Annotated in this window: 16 protein-coding genes; 11 read left to right on the top strand and 5 right to left on the bottom strand. The window is 44.9% G+C overall.

The genetic code is table 11. From position 1 onward, the window contains the following. The first annotated feature begins 255 nt into the window (after positions 1-255). From Q1Q15_RS17030 to Q1Q15_RS17010, 5 genes are all read left to right on the top strand, one after another. The gene (locus Q1Q15_RS17030; protein WP_300462579.1) at positions 256-594 is read left to right on the top strand and encodes a P-II family nitrogen regulator; all 339 of its coding nucleotides are present in this window, start codon (positions 256-258) and stop codon (positions 592-594) included. Between the two features lie 20 nt (positions 595-614). Next, a complete protein-coding gene (locus Q1Q15_RS17025) occupies positions 615-2,021 on the top strand; it encodes an ammonium transporter (RefSeq protein WP_300462576.1) in 1,407 nt (468 codons plus the stop codon). Between the two features lie 107 nt (positions 2,022-2,128). Next, on the top strand, positions 2,129-2,902 hold the full coding sequence (locus Q1Q15_RS17020; protein ID WP_300462574.1) for an amino acid ABC transporter permease: 774 nt from the start codon (positions 2,129-2,131) through the stop codon (positions 2,900-2,902). Between the two features lie 35 nt (positions 2,903-2,937). After that, entirely contained in the window at positions 2,938-3,732 is a 795-nt protein-coding gene (locus Q1Q15_RS17015; RefSeq protein WP_300462572.1) for a transporter substrate-binding domain-containing protein, read from the top strand. Then, positions 3,698-4,603: an amino acid ABC transporter permease gene (locus tag Q1Q15_RS17010; protein ID WP_300462569.1), complete on the top strand. Its 906-nt coding sequence runs from the start codon at positions 3,698-3,700 to the stop codon at positions 4,601-4,603. The genes Q1Q15_RS17015 and Q1Q15_RS17010 overlap by 35 nt, the downstream gene beginning before the upstream one ends. A 6-nt stretch (positions 4,604-4,609) precedes the next feature. On the opposite strand, the gene asd is transcribed toward Q1Q15_RS17010, so the two are convergent. The 3 genes from asd to Q1Q15_RS16995 form a co-directional block, all read right to left on the bottom strand. Beyond that, positions 4,610-5,716 (bottom strand): aspartate-semialdehyde dehydrogenase, encoded by a 1,107-nt coding sequence (asd, locus tag Q1Q15_RS17005; protein WP_300462567.1) that lies wholly within the window; start codon positions 5,714-5,716, stop codon positions 4,610-4,612. Between the two features lie 160 nt (positions 5,717-5,876). Next, positions 5,877-7,424, bottom strand: a complete 1,548-nt coding sequence (locus Q1Q15_RS17000) for a leucyl aminopeptidase (RefSeq protein WP_300462566.1) — start codon at positions 7,422-7,424, stop codon at positions 5,877-5,879. A 64-nt stretch (positions 7,425-7,488) separates the two neighbouring features. Next, positions 7,489-8,946, bottom strand: a complete 1,458-nt coding sequence (locus Q1Q15_RS16995) for a reductive dehalogenase domain-containing protein (RefSeq protein WP_300462563.1) — start codon at positions 8,944-8,946, stop codon at positions 7,489-7,491. A gap of 168 nt (positions 8,947-9,114) precedes the next feature. On the opposite strand from Q1Q15_RS16995, the gene Q1Q15_RS16990 reads away from it, so the two are divergent. Beyond that, complete coding sequence (locus tag Q1Q15_RS16990) at positions 9,115-9,441, top strand: hypothetical protein (RefSeq protein ID WP_300462560.1); 327 nt, start codon at positions 9,115-9,117, stop codon at positions 9,439-9,441. A gap of 128 nt (positions 9,442-9,569) precedes the next feature. Further along, positions 9,570-9,878 (top strand): MGMT family protein, encoded by a 309-nt coding sequence (locus Q1Q15_RS16985; RefSeq protein WP_300462558.1) that lies wholly within the window; start codon positions 9,570-9,572, stop codon positions 9,876-9,878. A gap of 45 nt (positions 9,879-9,923) precedes the next feature. Here the strand turns inward: Q1Q15_RS16985 and sucD are convergent, their stop codons facing one another. Together sucD and Q1Q15_RS16975 are read right to left on the bottom strand one after the other, a co-directional pair. Further along, a complete protein-coding gene (gene sucD / locus Q1Q15_RS16980) occupies positions 9,924-10,796 on the bottom strand; it encodes a succinate--CoA ligase subunit alpha (RefSeq protein ID WP_300462555.1) in 873 nt (290 codons plus the stop codon). A gap of 59 nt (positions 10,797-10,855) precedes the next feature. After that, the gene (locus tag Q1Q15_RS16975; protein WP_300462552.1) at positions 10,856-11,989 is read right to left on the bottom strand and encodes an ATP-grasp domain-containing protein; all 1,134 of its coding nucleotides are present in this window, start codon (positions 11,987-11,989) and stop codon (positions 10,856-10,858) included. A gap of 563 nt (positions 11,990-12,552) precedes the next feature. On the opposite strand from Q1Q15_RS16975, the gene Q1Q15_RS16970 reads away from it, so the two are divergent. The 4 genes from Q1Q15_RS16970 to Q1Q15_RS16955 all read left to right on the top strand — a co-directional run bounded on the left by Q1Q15_RS16970 (position 12,553) and on the right by Q1Q15_RS16955 (position 17,147). After that, positions 12,553-13,989 carry a 4-hydroxyphenylacetate 3-hydroxylase N-terminal domain-containing protein gene (locus Q1Q15_RS16970; protein ID WP_300462550.1) on the top strand — a complete coding sequence of 479 codons (1,437 nt, stop codon included), beginning with the start codon at positions 12,553-12,555 and terminating at the stop codon, positions 13,987-13,989. A gap of 71 nt (positions 13,990-14,060) precedes the next feature. Then, on the top strand, positions 14,061-15,530 hold the full coding sequence (locus Q1Q15_RS16965) for an NAD(P)/FAD-dependent oxidoreductase (RefSeq protein ID WP_300462547.1): 1,470 nt from the start codon (positions 14,061-14,063) through the stop codon (positions 15,528-15,530). Position 15,531: 1 nt separating this feature from the next. Further along, positions 15,532-16,776 carry an FAD-dependent oxidoreductase gene (locus Q1Q15_RS16960; protein ID WP_300462544.1) on the top strand — a complete coding sequence of 415 codons (1,245 nt, stop codon included), beginning with the start codon at positions 15,532-15,534 and terminating at the stop codon, positions 16,774-16,776. After that, on the top strand, positions 16,770-17,147 hold the full coding sequence (locus tag Q1Q15_RS16955) for a DUF1667 domain-containing protein (RefSeq protein WP_300462542.1): 378 nt from the start codon (positions 16,770-16,772) through the stop codon (positions 17,145-17,147). Before Q1Q15_RS16960 ends, Q1Q15_RS16955 begins: the two co-directional genes overlap by 7 nt. Positions 17,148-17,156 lie beyond the last annotated feature (9 nt).

The following is a 17,156-nucleotide window of genomic DNA, read 5'->3' as shown; positions in this document are numbered from 1 at the left end:
CGCATCTAAAAACCCTACCCTTTAACAAAAATGCATGAGTAAATAGATAGTTCAAATAAATTAATAACATTTTAGTATTTAATAAATAAACAAAAATGTTATTAAATGTCATGCTGTTCAATCATCCATAAGAATAAAATTTCCTTTTAATTTAAGTAGTTAACTAAAAATTTAGAACAAATATCGCTGATGGCATCAGTTTTGCATTTTAAAAAGCAAATGTGTTTTTGATTTTTATATAAAAAGGAGAGTTAAATGAAAAAAGTACTGGCAATCATTAAACCGTTCAAGGTTGATGAGGTAAAGGATGCGTTAACCGGCATGAATATAAATGGAATGACCATTTCTGAGGTCAAGGGATTTGGTAGACAGAAAGGCCATAAAGAAATCTACAGGGGTGCGGAATATCAGACTGATTTTGTTCCCAAAGTTGAAATGAAAATTGTCGTGGCAGATGAGCAGGTGGATCAAGTGGTTGACGTCATCATCGGCGCTGCAAAAACAGGAAAGATTGGAGACGGGAAGATTTTTATCATACCCATTGAAGATGTGATTCGCATCAGAACCCATGAAACCGGTATTTCTGCATTATAGATAAAAAGGAGAAAGATAAAATGAAAAAAGTTGGTTTAATCGTTGCATATTTGATTTGTTCACTGTCTGTTGTCTGGGCCGGCGATGATGCCCCCACCATCACTTCTAATGCAGATGCCATCGCATTGGTTCAATCCCATGCAGACTATGTCTGGACCCTTGTTGCGGCTGCCCTTGTGTTTTTTATGCAGGCAGGGTTTGCCATGGTTGAGGCCGGATTTACCCGGGCTAAAAACGCAGTGAATATCATGATGAAAAACCTGATGGATTTTTCCATGGGGACCATTGCCTATTGGGCCATTGGATTCGGCCTTATGTTTGGTGTTTCAAAAACCGGTTTCTTAGGCACCTCCGGGTTTTTTCTGAGTGATTTTAAGGTTGGAGGAGATCCCTGGGTATTGGCATTCTGGATGTTTCAGGTCGTTTTTGCGGCCACAGCTGCTACCATTGTATCCGGCGCCATGGCAGAAAGAACAAAGTTCACTGGATATTTGATATACTCTGCCGTTATTTCCGGGTTGATCTATCCGATTTTTGGCGGCTGGGCATGGGGGAGTCTGTTTAATGGCAGCGGATGGCTTGAAGGGCTTGGATTTATCGATTTTGCCGGTTCCACGGTTGTTCATTCAGTGGGTGGATGGGCAGCGCTTGCCGGTGCCATCGTGTTAGGTCCCCGTCTGGGAAAGTATACAAAAGAAGGAAGGGTCAAACCCATACTGGGGCACAATATTCCTCTGGCAGCCATAGGGGTTTTCATTCTCTGGCTGGGATGGTTCGGGTTTAATCCCGGGTCAACAACCGCAGCATCCAAGGATATTGCCATGATTTTTGTCAATACAAACCTGTCTGCAGCAGCCGGTTGCATCATGGCCATGGTGGTTTCATGGATCATGTTTGGAAAACCCGAGGTTGGTATGAGTTTGAATGGTGCCCTGGCTGGACTTGTGGGGATTACTGCCGGGTGTGCCAATGTGACACCCACCAGTTCAATCGTCATCGGTGCCATCGCCGGTATGATTGTTGTGTTCTCTGTTGTGTTTTTTGATAAAATCAGAATTGATGATCCTGTGGGCGCGATTTCCGTTCACGGTGTCTGTGGTGCCTGGGGAACCCTTGCTGCCGGTCTTTTCAACATGGGTGGAATGACCCTTAAGATAGTGGCGGTTCAGTTAACTGGAATTGTCGCCTGTTTTGCCTGGACATTTACAATGGCATTTATTCTTTTCAAGGTGATTGAAGCAACCATGGGGTTGAGGGTCTCTAAGGAAGAAGAGATGGAAGGTCTTGATTCCACAGAACATGGTGGCAATGCATATCCCGATTTTACAACCATCAACCATGGATCCCTGGGGGTTTCCGGTGGTCCGGGCGCTGGTTATGCGTCTGCCCCCTCTTATGCCTCCAAAAAGTTGGCCAATCAGAGTTAAAGAAGCGGTGTAACAAGAAAAAACCTGTCACTTTGCGGTATATTGAGGTGGCAGGTTTTTTTGTTTTATGCTATGTTTTGTCTTTATTAAACGGCAAAGGTTAATCGATGAATCAGGTGAAAAAGGGTGTCAAACCCTTTTTATTTATCATTTTTATTTTAGTTGTATTCATTATCGGATATCGAAATCTTGAATATAACTGGCAGTGGTACAGGGTCAAACCTTTTCTGTTTGTCATTGAAAATGGTGAATTTACAAGAGGTCTGCTGCTTGACGGTCTTTGGGTTACCCTTAAAATTTCTTTTCTCGGTCTTATTTTTTCTTTTATTATTGGTTTTTTGTCTGCCTTTGCACGCTTATCTTCCTCGCCAGTGCTCAAATCCATATCATGGATCTATGTTGAGACCATCAGAAATACCCCGTTGCTGATCCAGATATTTTTGCTCTATTTTGTAATTTCACCGGTCTTCAATATCCCGGCGTTCACGTCTGCCGTCATTGCCTTGAGTCTGTTTGAAGGGGCCTATTCTTCAGAGATTATTCGTTCAGGGATTGTCAGCATCCCCAGGGGACAATATGAAGCGGCCCAAAGTATCGGACTGTCTGTTCCGGCCATTTATATCAAGATTATTATCCCTCAGATGCTCCGACAAACCCTTCCCATGCTGGCCGGTCAAAGTGTCTCCTTGATAAAAGATTCTGCCCTGGTCAGTACGATTTCCATCTATGATCTGACCATGCAGGGCCAGAGAATTGTGTCGGAAACATTTTTAACTTTTGAAATCTGGTTTACTGTGGCATTATGTTATCTGGCCATTACGGCCACTCTTTCGTTTATTATCAGGCATTTTGAAAACAGGCTTAAATTTATCAATCCGTAAAGCGTTGATTATTAATTTTTAAAAAGGAGAAACGAATGAAAAAAATTTTATGCTTAAGTGCGATGATATTGTTTTTCATGGGAAGTGTCTCGTTTGCCCAGGAGAGTATTATCGAAAAAATTCAGAAACAGGGGGTTATCCGGGTGGGGATGTCCACCTTTGTCCCCTGGGCCATGAAAGACAAACAGGGCAAGCTTGTGGGATTTGAAATAGATGTGGCAAAAAAACTGGCCCAGGATATGGGCGTTAAAATTGAGTTTATTCCCACGGCATGGTCCGGCATTATCCCGGCACTTTTAACCGGCAAATTTGATGTGATCATTGGCGGGATGGGGATCACCCCCCAACGGAATTTAAAAGTGAATTTTACGGATCCCTATGACTATTCCGGGATGTCCATGGTGGCCCATAAAACCATGGCTAAAGGGTTTTCGTCCGTTGCTGATTTTAACCGAAAGGATGTCAGCATTGCGGTACGGATGGGGACAACTGCCGAACAGGCAGCCAGAAAATATATGCCCAATGCAACGTTTAAGTTGTTTGAAAACGAGAGTCAGGCCCTTCAGGAGCTGAATCTGGGCCGGGTTCATGCAGTGGTTTCTTCTGCTCCCATGCCGGCATTCCATGCCCTAAAATATCCGGATAAATTATTTGTTCCCATCAAGGAAAATTTTACAAAGGAACCCATTGGATTTGCCCTTAAAAAAGGAGATCATGATGCCCTTAATTATTTTAATAACTGGATTTTGAACATGCATGCCCAGGGATTTTTAAAAGAGAAAAAAGCATACTGGTTTGAATCCAAAAAATGGGAAGCGCTTGTTCAATAAACAGCCCTTAAAATTTACCTTCATTGATGTGGCAGCCATTCTTTTATTGATGACTGTCATATCTTTGTTTTTTTTCCGGATGAGCCATGTCCTTGACTATCATTGGAAATGGGATACCATGCTCTCATATTTCTTTTTTTGGGATCCTGTCACTGGAAAATTAACAGCCAATATTTTTGTCAAGGGGTTTATTACAACCGTTAAACTCAGTTTCTGGTCAACGGTCCTGGGGTTTTTGCTGGGCACCCTGTCCGGTGTCATGGGAGCAAAGGGATCGTTTGAACAACGATTTATCAGCAGGGCCTATGTGGAAACCATCCGGAATATCCCTTCCCTTGTGCTGGTCATCCTGTTTTATTACTTTGTGTCCAGCCAGTTTCTGGATGCGCTCTATCTGGATAGATGGTTAAGAGAGGGCTCCGATACCCTTCGACAGATTACAGGCTTCCTGTTTGCAGGGCCGGCTCACATCAATTCCTTTCTTTCCGCCATCATTGCCCTTGGCATTTATGAGGGTGCCTATGTATCAGAGATTGTCCGGGGCGGCATCACATCCATCCCCGGGGGTCAATGGGAGGCTGCCTGGTCCATCGGCCTGTCCAGGCAAAAGACATTTTTGCTGGTGATTCTCCCCCAGACGTTCAGAAAGGTGGCATTTCCCCTTGCCGGGCAATTCATCTCCACCATAAAAGATTCAGCCATTGTATCGGTTATTTCAGTCCAGGAACTGACCTTTCAGGGAATGGAATTGATGGCTGCCACCTTTCTCACCTTTGAAATCTGGATCACCATCACCTTTCTTTATTTTATCCTGACATTTTCCCTGTCAAGATCAGTGGCATTCCTTGAAAAGAAATACGCCCTAAAGTAAGACCTGCTAAAGAATGATATTCAACATTCGGCGAAGCGGTTCAGCCGCTCCCCAGAGGAGTTGATCCCCCACTGAAAAAGCCGTCAGAAAATCGTCCCCAAGGGTCATCTTTCTGATACGACCCACAGGCACCGTCAATGTGCCGGTGACAGCTGCCGGGGTCAGGTTTTTGATGGTGTCTTCTTTCACATTGGGAACCACTTTAACCCAGTCATTATTTTCGGCCAGCATGGCTTCAATATCGTTTAGCGGCACATCTTTTGTCAGTTTGATGGTAAACGCCTGACTGTGGCATCTCATGGACCCTATTCGGACACATTGCCCGTCAATGGGAATGGGATTGTCTGAACGACCCATGATTTTATTGGTTTCCACAAACCCCTTCCATTCTTCCCTTGTCTGGCCATTGTCCATTGCCCGGTCAATCCAGGGAATCAGGCTTGCTGCCAATGGAACGGCCCAGTTTTTAACGGGCAGGGCAGGGGATCTCATGGTGGTGATAACATTTTTATCCAGTTCCAGGATAGCGGAGGCCGGGTTTTCAAGCACAGGGGATGCCAGGTTGCCAATGGTCTTCATCTGGGTGACGAGTTCTTCCATGTTTTTAGCCCCGGCACCGGACGCCGCCTGGTATGTCATGGATGTCAGCCATTCTATTAAATTGTTTTCAAACAAGCCCCCCAGGGCCATGAGCATGAGGGATACAGTACAATTTCCCCCGATATAATTTTTAATGCCATCGGAGAGGGCATCGTCAATGACTTTGCGGTTTACCGGATCCAGGACAATAATGCTTTTTTCATCCATCCTCAAGGTGGATGCGGCATCAATCCAGTACCCAGCCCAGTTTTTTTCGGCAAGCCTGGGCCGTACAGCTTCCGTATATGCCCCGCCCTGGCAGGACAGGATAATATCCATATCCAGCAGGCGATCTATATCATATGCATCAACCAGTGGGGGTGAATCAAACCCCACATCCGGGGCGTTTAAACCCGCCTGGGAGGTAGTGAAAAAAAGAGGCGTAAATCGTTTGAAATCATTTTCCTCGATCATTCTTTCCATGAGCACAGAGCCCACCATTCCCCGCCAACCTACAATGCCAACTTTTTTCATTGTCCTCTCCTTTCTCAATTCAAACCCAATTGATGAATTTTTGATTATATCTCAGGTTAAAAAATGTGTCATACCCTTTTTTTAAAAAAGATACCAGGGGTTGGACAAAAAAGTATGCAAAAAACAATTTGTCATCTGCCCTAGGTGAAAATACGGGCCATTACCGGTTAAACTTCTGTCCTTTCCAGGCGTGTATCAAATGGATAAACGTCCTGACACCAAATCCGGACGGGCCTTTGGGGATATAGGCTTTTTCAGTAAAATTCCAGGCTGTTCCGGCAATGTCCAGGTGTGCCCAAGGTGTTTTGCCCACAAATTCGGCCAGGTAAGCTGCCGCTGTAATGCTCCCCCCGGATTTACCCCCGATATTTTTAATGTCGGCGACCTTTGATTCAATCTGTTTTTTATACGCCTTGTTTAACGGCAGTCGCCATAGGGGTTCTCCGGCAGTTTTTCCAGCGGAGATCAGCAGGTCAGATAATGGATCATTGTTGCTGACCATGCCGGCATGGTGATGGCCTAAACCAATGATAACCGCTCCGGTCAGGGTTGCAATATCCACAACGCCGTCGGGTTTAAAGATCTTGATCCCATACGCGAGCGCATCGGCCAGGATCATTCGCCCTTCAGCGTCCGTGTTTACAATTTCTGATGTCACCCCGTTAAAATGCCGGATAATGTCACCCGGCCGGACGGCTGAGCTGCCGGACATATTATCGGTGGCAGGGATTATCGCAACAACGCCGATGTCTGGTTTTTCTTCTCCCACAGCCCTCATGGCAGATAGAACAGCCGCACCGCCGCACATGTCATATTTCATTTCTTCCATGCCGGCAGAAGGCTTTAAGCTGATACCGCCGGAATCAAAAGTGATTCCTTTTCCAACCAGAAGAAGGGTGCTGGATTTTTTTTCAGGTGTATATTCAAGGATAATCATTCTCGGTGGAATAGCTGAGCCCTGGTTGACGGCAAGGATCCCTCCCATTCCCAGGTTTTCCATATCCTTTTTTTCCAGACAGGTAAATTTTAAGCCATATTCTGATGCCAGGTCTTTGGCATAAGCGGCAAATTCTTTTGATGTCCAGCCGTTGCCCGGCTCATTTGCCATATTTCTTGCCTCGCATGCCGCATGGGCGGCAATCTGACCCTTTTTTACTCCGGCCCTTACAGATTTAACCGGGTTCAAACCAGAGAAACGAATGAGTTTGAGGCCCGTATAATCTGTCTTTTTCCGGGTGGCGGCTTTATATTTTTCAAACCGGTAATCTCCCAGAAGAAGCCCCTCAACAAGACATTGGCTTGTTTTACCGGGGCTGATCATCGTGATATCAGGCAGACAGATGGTGATGGTTTTTGCATTCACTTTTTTACAGGTACCTGCAAGACGGCCCCCTAATTCCCTCAAGGTTTCAAACACCGCTGAGGCATCCGTTTCCTGATTGATCTTACCCATACCCATCACCATGATTCTGTTGGCCTTGACAGCGGTTTCTTCCTTTAAGGCTGGGTAATACATAAGCGTTTCACCATCCTTACCCGAGAAATCCCCAAGATCAAAGGCTGTTTTAACCTGCTGCCGTATTAGGGCATCACATGGCGGGGCTGTTTTGCTGTTTTTTTTGAGGGGTTGAGCCAGGCAGTAAACCAGCAGGTCTGCCTCAATTGTCTGTACTTTTTTTCCCGTAACACTGATTCGAGTTGTTTTCATAGTGATCCTTTATTTCCTGAGCATGATGAACAGTCTAAAAAAAATGTCCTTTTAAATGGTGTATTTATTTCCATGTGCCAAACTGAGCCCATTTTTCCGGGGACTTGGGCTTGGGTTTCTTACCATAAAAAATATCATCCATAAGATTAAAAAGTTTTCTGGCATATTGATTTCTCGTGATCAAGGTTTTAATAATTTGATGGGGAATGGTATCCGCATGGCTCCAGGGGCAGACATTCATACAGACATTGCAGTCTGTTCCTATTTTTCCCCAGTACTCAAAACAGGATTGGGCATCCAGTTTCCACCGAAGCAATCCCCTTTCAACCGTCATCTCTTCATGGGGGATAGATTTTGACGGGCAGCAAACAGCACATTTTTTGCATATTTTGCAAAAATCTTCAACACCGATATCCACTGGTTTATCTTCTGTCAATTCAAGATCGGTTGTCACAATGCTCAGCCTGACCCGGGGACCATATTTTTTTGTGATGAGATAGCCCAGCCTTCCAACCTCTCCTAATCCGGCATCTGCTGCCAAAGGCGGCAATATCGTATCATAGTGCCGGAAATGATTTGCTGTGGCTGAGTACCCCATATTGGCGATATATCCGGCCAGCTGTGTTGTAATGTAGGATCCTTTTGCATAATTTATCATACTTTCAAGACAGGTCGGTGTATGGGGGGCACTTCCCACCATGTTTTTATTCATCTCTTCAACACAGACAATGGCATACCCATGGTGCACATGAATCGTTTTCCCCCAGTCTTCCCAGTTATTGTTAAATATTTCTCCCCGATGTGAATACACCCATAACGGGTTTATTTTTGTTACGCCCACCAAAGAGGCACCCAATGCCTTTGCATACCCCTTAATTCTGGTCGTTGCCTCGTCCAGACCCATTTCAACTTTTTTACGGGTCACTTTTTCTCTTAATGCTATATGCGGCTCAGGTGAATATTTATCCGGTTCAGAAAGATAGTGGGATAAGGATGCCGATGCCAATGTTCCTGCCACATTGGCATCAGCATTTGGACTGTCAATAGACCCGGGACGACCCGTGGGGCCCCCTTTTTCTCTCCTTTTTGCATCCATGTCTTCCCATTCCGGATGGTCACGGTAATAGGCCGCATATTGTTCAGAACCCGGGAGAAGCGACCGATTCCTTGCGAAAACATGGTCTCTTTCATCAAAGCGGCCTGCCTCACCGACAACATAGCCTTTTGCGCCTTTTAATGCTTTTTCATTGGGGCGGGTGCTTCTGAAAAAAAAGATCACACCACCCAACCCCAGGCAGAACAACAAAAAGAGGCTGATTCCCCCGGGGCCTGAATTAAAAAGACCATTGAGATATAGATAAAGAAATCCCAGCGCCAGAAAAATCATCCCGGATAATTGTATGCCACCAAGGATGGTGGCTCTTTTTTCCCGTTCAAAGATTGATGAAATAAAAAATGCCATGCCAATGAGGGCTTGCAAAATAAGCCCTGCCAAAATGATCATTGCAAGAGTTGTTACCATGTAAAAGTCTCCTTTTGAACGTGAAGTAAATTGCTGACTTGTTTTGACGGTTTTCTTAAAAGCAAGTATTGTACCAAATTTAAAAAAAATGTAAAATTAAATAATTGGAAAAAATGAAATCTCTTCACCTGCTTTTCCTTGCAAAAAAAAGCGATTATATCTATCTTAATGAATTTTTCCAAAACCCCTCGATTATCTGAAAATGCCATGGAAAGACTGAAAACCTATTCCTGGCCCGGCAATGTAAGAGAATTACAAAATCTTATTGAGCGGGCCATGATTATTGCTCCGGATGCCCCTTTAAAACGCCACAGATATCTTCCGAGAGATCCGATGTGGCTTTTAGATACCTATAAAACCACGAATGTTCTGAAAGACTTGGTTGAAAGACAGATTGAAACCTCCCTGGACCGGCGAATGACCCATGGCGGGGTAAAAATCAGGGAAGTCAAACCGGAAACGGATGGACAAATTGAACATTCCCTATGGGTATAAGCACCGGCTGAAGATTTGAAAAAACCATTTAAAAATGGTTAAACAATGTAACCTTGTTTTCAAAGATAGGGGTTCTTAAAGCAACCATACGAGAGTTGAAAAAATAACAGATGTCAATATTGAGGCTCATGATGACTCCCTTCGCACAAAAAGCAGTTCATATTATTCAACATATCCCAAAAGGCAAGGTAATGACCTATGGCTGGATAGCTGCCCTTGCAGGAAACCCCGGCGGTGCCCGGCAGATTTCACGGTTTCTGCATTCAATGTCCAGAAAATATGATCTGCCCTGGCACCGTGTGGTCAATTCAAAGGGAAAAATATCCCTGAGACCGGACCAGGGATATGAACTTCAAAAGGCACTTCTTCAATCAGAAGGCATTGTTTTTTCAAAAAATCATACCATTGATCTTGAAGCGTATTTATGGTCTCCCTGAAAACGATCATACCGCTTTTTCAAGAGACAAAAATGGCTGAATCGTTTATCTTAAGTGATGCTTTTCCGCCCAGGCATTCACATGAACAGGGGATTCAAGGACGGTGACGCCGGCTTTTTTAAACGCCTCAATTTTACCGTCATAGGTGCCGGCTGATCCCCGGACAATGGCACCGGCATGCCCCATTTTTTTGCCCTGGGGGGAAAATCGACCGGCAATATAAGATGCAATGGGCTTTTTCATGTTATGGGCAATAAAATCAGCAGCTTTTTCTTCCTGTTCTCCGCCCACTTCACCCACAATGATCACCGCATCCGTATCTGCATCATTTTCAAACATTTCCAGAATTTCCGGCAGGTTGCAGAGTACCACTGGATCCGCTCCCATGCCCACAACCGTGCTTTGCCCGATGTTTTTTTCAGAAAGGATACCGGCAAATTCATAGGACAGGGTGCCGGATCTTGAAATGACCCCCACCCGACCCGGTGCAAACAGGGACGCCGGCATAATGCCCATTTTTCCTTTTCCAGGAGACAGGATGCCCGGTGTTGTGGGACCTAACGCGAGAGTTCCTTTATCTTTGGCATAATCCCGCATTTTCATGGCATCGTGTACCGGGATATGTTCGGGTACAATAACAATCAAGTCAATGCCGGCATCAACGGTTTCTAAAAAAGCATCCAGAACAAATATGGCGGGAACAAAGAAGACCGATGCGTTTGCCCCGGTCTCTTTCACCGCATCATCCACATAATTGAAAACAGGCAGGCCTTCAACCGTCTGCCCACCTTTGCCCGGGGTCACGCCACCGACAATTTTTGTTCCGTATTCCAGCATCCATTTGGTTTGAACGCTGCCAATTTTTCCAGTTATCCCCTGTACAATCACGCGGGTATCATCATTAAGAAGAATACTCATTGTTACCTCTATGTTTAACGGTCTTTTTTAAATTATTTGTTGAGAACAGGCAGTTGATACTATTTTAACAGATCAATCAGCTTGTCAACGGCTGTTTCAGTCGCCGCCTGGGTCACGACGTGAACACCACCGGATCTTAAAATTTCCCATGTTTCTTCCTGGTGATTCCCCAGGGCCTTTGCAACAATGGGCAGGGTCAAATGATGATCTTTGATGTATTTGACAATCCCTTTGGCCCCTTCATGGATTGGATTGATGCCACCATATATATTGATGAAGATGGCCTTTAGATCTTTCATCAATATCAATTCCATGCATTTGTAGAGCAGATCGGCCGTGATACCCCCGCCTGTTTCAAGGAAGTTTGCCGGGTTTAATTTGTTTCCAATGATATCCATTGATGCCATACCCAGGCCTGCCCCGGAAGAAATTAATCCAATATCGCCGTCAAGATCAACATAGGTTACCCCGATTTCTTTTCCCTTGTTTTCAAGTGAATTTCCCAGCCGATTATCCGTGGGCAGTGAAAGGGATTTCTTGAGTCTGAACAGGGCTGAATCATCAATTTCAAGAACGGCATCAACGGCCATGAGACCGCCGTTTTCCAGAATGACCAGGGGGTTTATTTCGACAATGATTGCTTCATACTTTTCAAATACTTTATACAGGCGCACCAGAATATCGGAACAGGCGGTTAATGGTTTCGGTGCCAGGCCCAGCTGTCGCAGCAGTTTTTGCGCCTGGTAAGGGTAAAATCCTAGTTTGGGATCGATTTTTACAGAGGCGATTTTCTCGGGCGAGTGTTTTGCCGTTTCTTCAATAAGAACCCCCCCCTCAGTGCTGACAACAGCCACTGGTTTTCCGGAATACCCATCAATGGTGATCCCCATGTAAAGTTCTTTTGCAATTTTTACGCGTTCACTGATCATCAGTTCTTTGACCGGCAGTCCTTTTATTTCCATATTCAACAGGTCATCTGCGCTTTTTTCGAGCTCATCAGATGATTCTGCCGTCTTGATTCCCCCGGCCAATCCGCGTCCGCCAACAAGAACCTGTGATTTAAGGACAACCGGAAAACCAATTTCATCTGCAATCCTTAAAGCGCCTTCCACGGTTCTTACAACCCCTCTCCTTGGAACGGGGATACCGAATTTTTCAAAAATAGCTGCGCCTTCATATTCGTGTAATCTCATAATAAATTCCTGTTAAATTCAAATTTATGAATTTTTTTTATAGGTTTTTTGAATATTCAAGGCAGAAATCCTAAAAAAAATAAGTTGTTATGTCAATAAAAAATTATAAGGTATGCTTGTGATGGGATTGTTTTTGTCGTTATATCAATCGCTTATAAAAGTGCTTGACAAGATGGCCATATATATTTTAAAAATACCCAAAATTATATGGACTAAAAGTAAAAAAAATAAGATTTTTGTTTATAGTTATAAAAATATGCATCAAAAAAACAAATATCGTTTTCAGCGATTTTTGTTTGATTCATGGGAAAATTTGCGTATGGATAGTGTACAATAGTGGGTTTGTGAAATTTAAGTATTATTTAGAAAGACATTACATTCATTTTGGCTGTGATGTTTATTTTATTTTAAATTAAAGATGGAATGAATTTGTAATAAATTTAATTTCTTTATCTTTATTACTCAACTAAACCTCCCTGCTTGATATTAAATATTCTATCAAGATCACTTAATTCCATATTGGATGAAATTTGTTTGTTAATTTTTAAAGAAAGGAAATTATTATGGGACTGATGACAAAGGATGAGTATATTGAATCATTGAGAAAATTGAATCCGGTTGTTTATATGGGGGGCGAGAGAATTAACAATGTTGTTGACAATCCAAGACTCCGGGCCGGTATCGAAGCAACCGGTGCGACATACGAAGTGGCTGAAATGGATGAATATCGTGATCTGGCCGTCACCACGAGTCCCTTGATTGATGAGCCGGTCAACCGTTTCACACTCCCGCCCGGATCAATTGATGATCTTGTCCACAGGGTCAAATTGAACAGAGCCATTGCCAACCATGTGGGCACATGCCACCAGAGATGTACCGGCCTTGACTGTCTTTCAGCACTGTCAATTGTCACCTATGATGTGGATCAGAAATACGGGACCCCCTATTATCAGAATTTTCTTGAATTTTTAACCTATATGCAGAAAAACGACCTCACCGCCAATGCCGGTGTGACCGATTTGAAAGGGGATCGTTCCAAGGGGCCGACCCAGCAGGCAGATGATGAGATGTATCTGAAAATCGTTGAACGAAGACCTGACGGAATTGTTGTCAGTGGTGCAAAGGTTCACCAGACAGGATCACTTTCATCCCATGAAATTATCGTATTGCCTACCAGAGCGTTTAAAAAGGGAGATGAGGATTATGCCGTTGCCTTTGCCATTCCAGCGGATACCCCGGGCCTCATCCATGTAGTGGGTCGTTCAAGCCTGGATAGCCGTGAGATTGAGGGCGTGGACTGTGGAAACATCCGATACTCAAAAAATTGTCCCACATTGATATTTGACAAAGTGTTCATCCCCAATCACAGGGTGTTCCTGAATGGAGAAACGGAATTTGCCGTGCAGATGGTGATTCGATTCTCTTCTTTCCACAGGCAGAGCCATGGCGGATGCAAAGCCGGAAAAATCGACTGTATGATTGGTGCCGCATTGACATTGATGGACTATAACGGGACATCCAAAGTTGCCCATCATAAACAAAAAGTGATTGATATGATATACCGGGCTGAAACATTATACGGATGCTGCCTTGCGTCATCCTATGAAGGCAAGAAAGAGGCTTCCGGGGCTTATTTTATCGATACTATCCTGTCCAATGCTTCAAAGATTCATGAGGGTAAAGAATTGAGTGAATGTATCCGCTTAATGATTGATATCGTGGGTGGCTTTGTTGCGGACATGCCTTCGGACAGGGATTTTGATCATCCTGAAATCGGTCCTGTATTGAAGCGATATTTTCAAGCGGTTGAAGGGATTCCTGTGGAAAATAGAATCAGAATGTTCCGGCTCGTGGAAAAGATGGCAATGGAGTCTGCCGACACCATTTCCGATATTCACGGGGGGGGGTCACCCGAAGCCCACCGGGTTACAATTCTCAGGGAAAGCGATCTTGAAAGCAAAAAGCGAGCGGCCAAACGTCTTGCCGGCATTGAAGGCTAAGGCTTGTTATCATATAAAAAGGCTGGTAAACAAAGTTTATCAGCCTTCGCAAAAGGGTTAGATGGCATTCAATGGAAAATCAATATGATGTGATAATCATTGGCGCAGGTGTTGTGGGAAATGCCATTGCCAGGGAATTGTCCAAATACTCGATACGTGTCGCTGTCATTGAAAAAGAACTGGATGTTTCCATGGGGACCAGTTCAAGAAACAGCGGGGTGCTGCATTCCGGGATACACTATAAACCGGGGACCTTAAGGGCCCGGTTGGATGTGCTGGGAAATTCTTTGATGGCGGATCTTTGCAATGATTTAAAGGTAAAGATGAATTATCTGGGAAAATTGACAGTGGCCCAGGATGAAGAAGAGGTCAAAAGCCTTTATATACTCAAGGAACAGGGCCAGGCAAACGGCGTTCCAGACCTTGCCATATTAGACACTGATGCCATGAGAAAAATTCAACCCAATGTCGGTGGCATAAAAGCACTTCATTCTCCCTCCACCGGGATTATCTGCCCGTATTCTTTGACCATTGCCCTGGCGGAAAACGCCTACGCAAACGGTTGTCATTTTTATCTGGGCCATAGGGTAACCGCCTTGAGCAAGCAGGGGGACGGGTTTGATGTCACTGCGTCGGGCAAGCGGTTTCAATCCCGGGTACTGATCAATTCTGCCGGTCTTTATTCGGCAGATATCTGTGCCATGCTGGGAATAAATGACTATAAAATTTATCCCTGTCGGGGGGAATATCTGATTCTGGACAAACGACTGGACGGCAGTTTGAAAGTTCTGGTGTATCCCGCACCCCATAAGGGAAAAGCCGGGTTGGGCATCCATTTGACCAATACGGTTTCCGGTAATATCCTGATCGGACCCAGCAATGAATACCAGGATGATCCCGAGGATTATGCCTGTACTGCCCGTATTATGGCCTTGTTGAGAAAAGAAGGACATGAATTGTTACCGGATTTAAAAACCGCTGATTTTATCCGGAGTTTTTCAGGATTGCGTGCCAAGCAGACGTCACCGGGAAAGGGCGGGTTTGAGGATTTTGTCATCGAAAGCCGGGAGGATGTCACTGGTTTTGTGAACCTGGTTGGAATTGAAAGTCCCGGTCTGACATCGTCACCGGCAATTGCGCTGATGGTCAAGGATATGGTTGCCAAGCTGCTGACATTGAAAAGAAAAGAGACCTTTGAGGGGACCCGGTCGGGTATGGCCGGTTATTTTCATCAATTACCCGACGAGCAAAAAGCGGATCTGGTGTCCCAGAATCCGGATTATGGAGAAGTGGTCTGCCGGTGTGAACAGATCACCAAAAAAGAAGTGCTGGATGCCATTTCTAATCCTTTGGGTGTGCAGACCATCAATGGTATCAAATATCGTTCAAGGGCCATGATGGGTCGGTGCCAGGGGGGATTCTGTCTGCCCAGGATCGTCCAGATCCTGGAAAAAGAATTTGGTTATAACCCTGAAGATTTTTTACTCAAAAGCAAGGATTCCCAATTGTTTCTAGGGAAAATGCGTCAGGATGTTGTATAAGATGCAAGTGATTAAACGGGATCTGGTCATCATTGGCGGTGGCCCTGCAGGTCTTGCGGCTGCCATCTCTGCCAGGAAAAACGGCTTAAAAGACATCCTTTTAATTGAAAGGGATAAAATCCTTGGCGGGATACTCAATCAATGTATTCATGACGGATTCGGACTCCATACATTTAGGGAGGCCTTGACCGGTCCGGAATATGCCCAACGCTATATTGATGAATTCCATAAACTGGGCATTGAGGTCATGCTTGAAACCATTGTGTTGTCTTTGGATAACAATAGACAGATCAGTGTCAGTTCGAAAGAGGGATTTGTCAAAATCCAGGCCGGTGCAGTGATATTGTCAATGGGGTGCAGAGAAAGAACTGCCGGTGCCATATCCTTGCCCGGAACACGGCCGTCCGGTGTTTATACGGCCGGAGCCGCCCAGAACTTTATCAATCTCCAGAATAAACAGATAGGAAACCGCGTCGTTATTTTAGGATCAGGGGATATCGGATTGATTATGGCCAGAAGAATGACCCTGGAAGGGGCAACCGTTGCGGCTGTCTTTGAGCTGTTACCAACGCCCAGTGGCCTTGCCAGAAATGTTCAGCAATGTTTGAACGACTATGACATTCCCTTGTTTTTAAGCACCTCTGTTTTTGAACTTCATGGAACGGACCGACTCACAGGGGTGACGGTGGCCTCGGTTGATGAAACGTTTCAAATGATTGAATCAACAAAACGATTTGTTCCCTGTGACACGCTGCTGCTGTCTGTGGGCTTGATCCCTGAAAACGAGCTGTCCCTCGGTGCCGGCGTGAATCTTGAGGCCACAACAAGCGGTGCAACCGTGGATGATACTTACATGACAAGTGTTCCGGGGATTTTTTCCTGTGGCAATGTGCTGCATGTGCATGACCTTGTGGACCATGTTTCAGAAGAAGCAGCCCTGGTGGGTCAGAGTGCGGTTCGGTATGTAACGCAAAAAACCGTGCGTGACAGTGCCTCAATTCCCATTGAAGCAAAGCAGGATGTTCGATATGTTCTGCCCCAGACGGTCAGCGGGAAAACCGATTTTACCGTATCCTTGAGAGTCACCCGGCCCATGGCCAATGGGGTGGTGATGATCAAAGACAAGGGCCGGAAAGTGGCCGGAAAAAAGATCGTCAGGCTTCACCCTGCTGAAATGATCCGGGTGAAGGTCAAGGCAAAGAATATTGAAACCGCAGAAAAACTTGAGGTGAGTGTTCAATGTTAAAAAAAGAACTGGTGTGTATCGTCTGTCCCAATGGTTGCCAGGTAGAGGCCCTGATTGAAGAAACCCCTGCATTAAAAGTCCTGGAGGTGAGCGGATGCACCTGTGACAAAGGCATTGCGTGGGTAGAACAGGAAATTGTCAATCCCATGCGGACCATTGCTTCCAGTATCGTTGTTGAACAGGGTGATTTTGAACTTGTCAGTGTCAGAACAGACACCGCCATTCCATTGGGTAAAATATTTGAGGTAATGGATATCATTCAGCACAAGAGGGTTAAGGCACCAGTAACCATTGGTGATCGTCTGATTGAAAATCCGGCAGGGGTTCCCTGCCATATTATTGCCACAAGAAATGTCGGTGTGCAGCCCTAAAGTCACTTC

Origin of the sequence: Desulfobacula sp. (genome assembly GCF_030145145.1) — a bacterium.
Classification (GTDB): Bacteria; Desulfobacterota; Desulfobacteria; order Desulfobacterales; family Desulfobacteraceae; genus Desulfobacula.
Note: the sequence above shows the minus strand (reverse complement) of the source record. Positions and strands in the feature narration are given on the sequence as shown.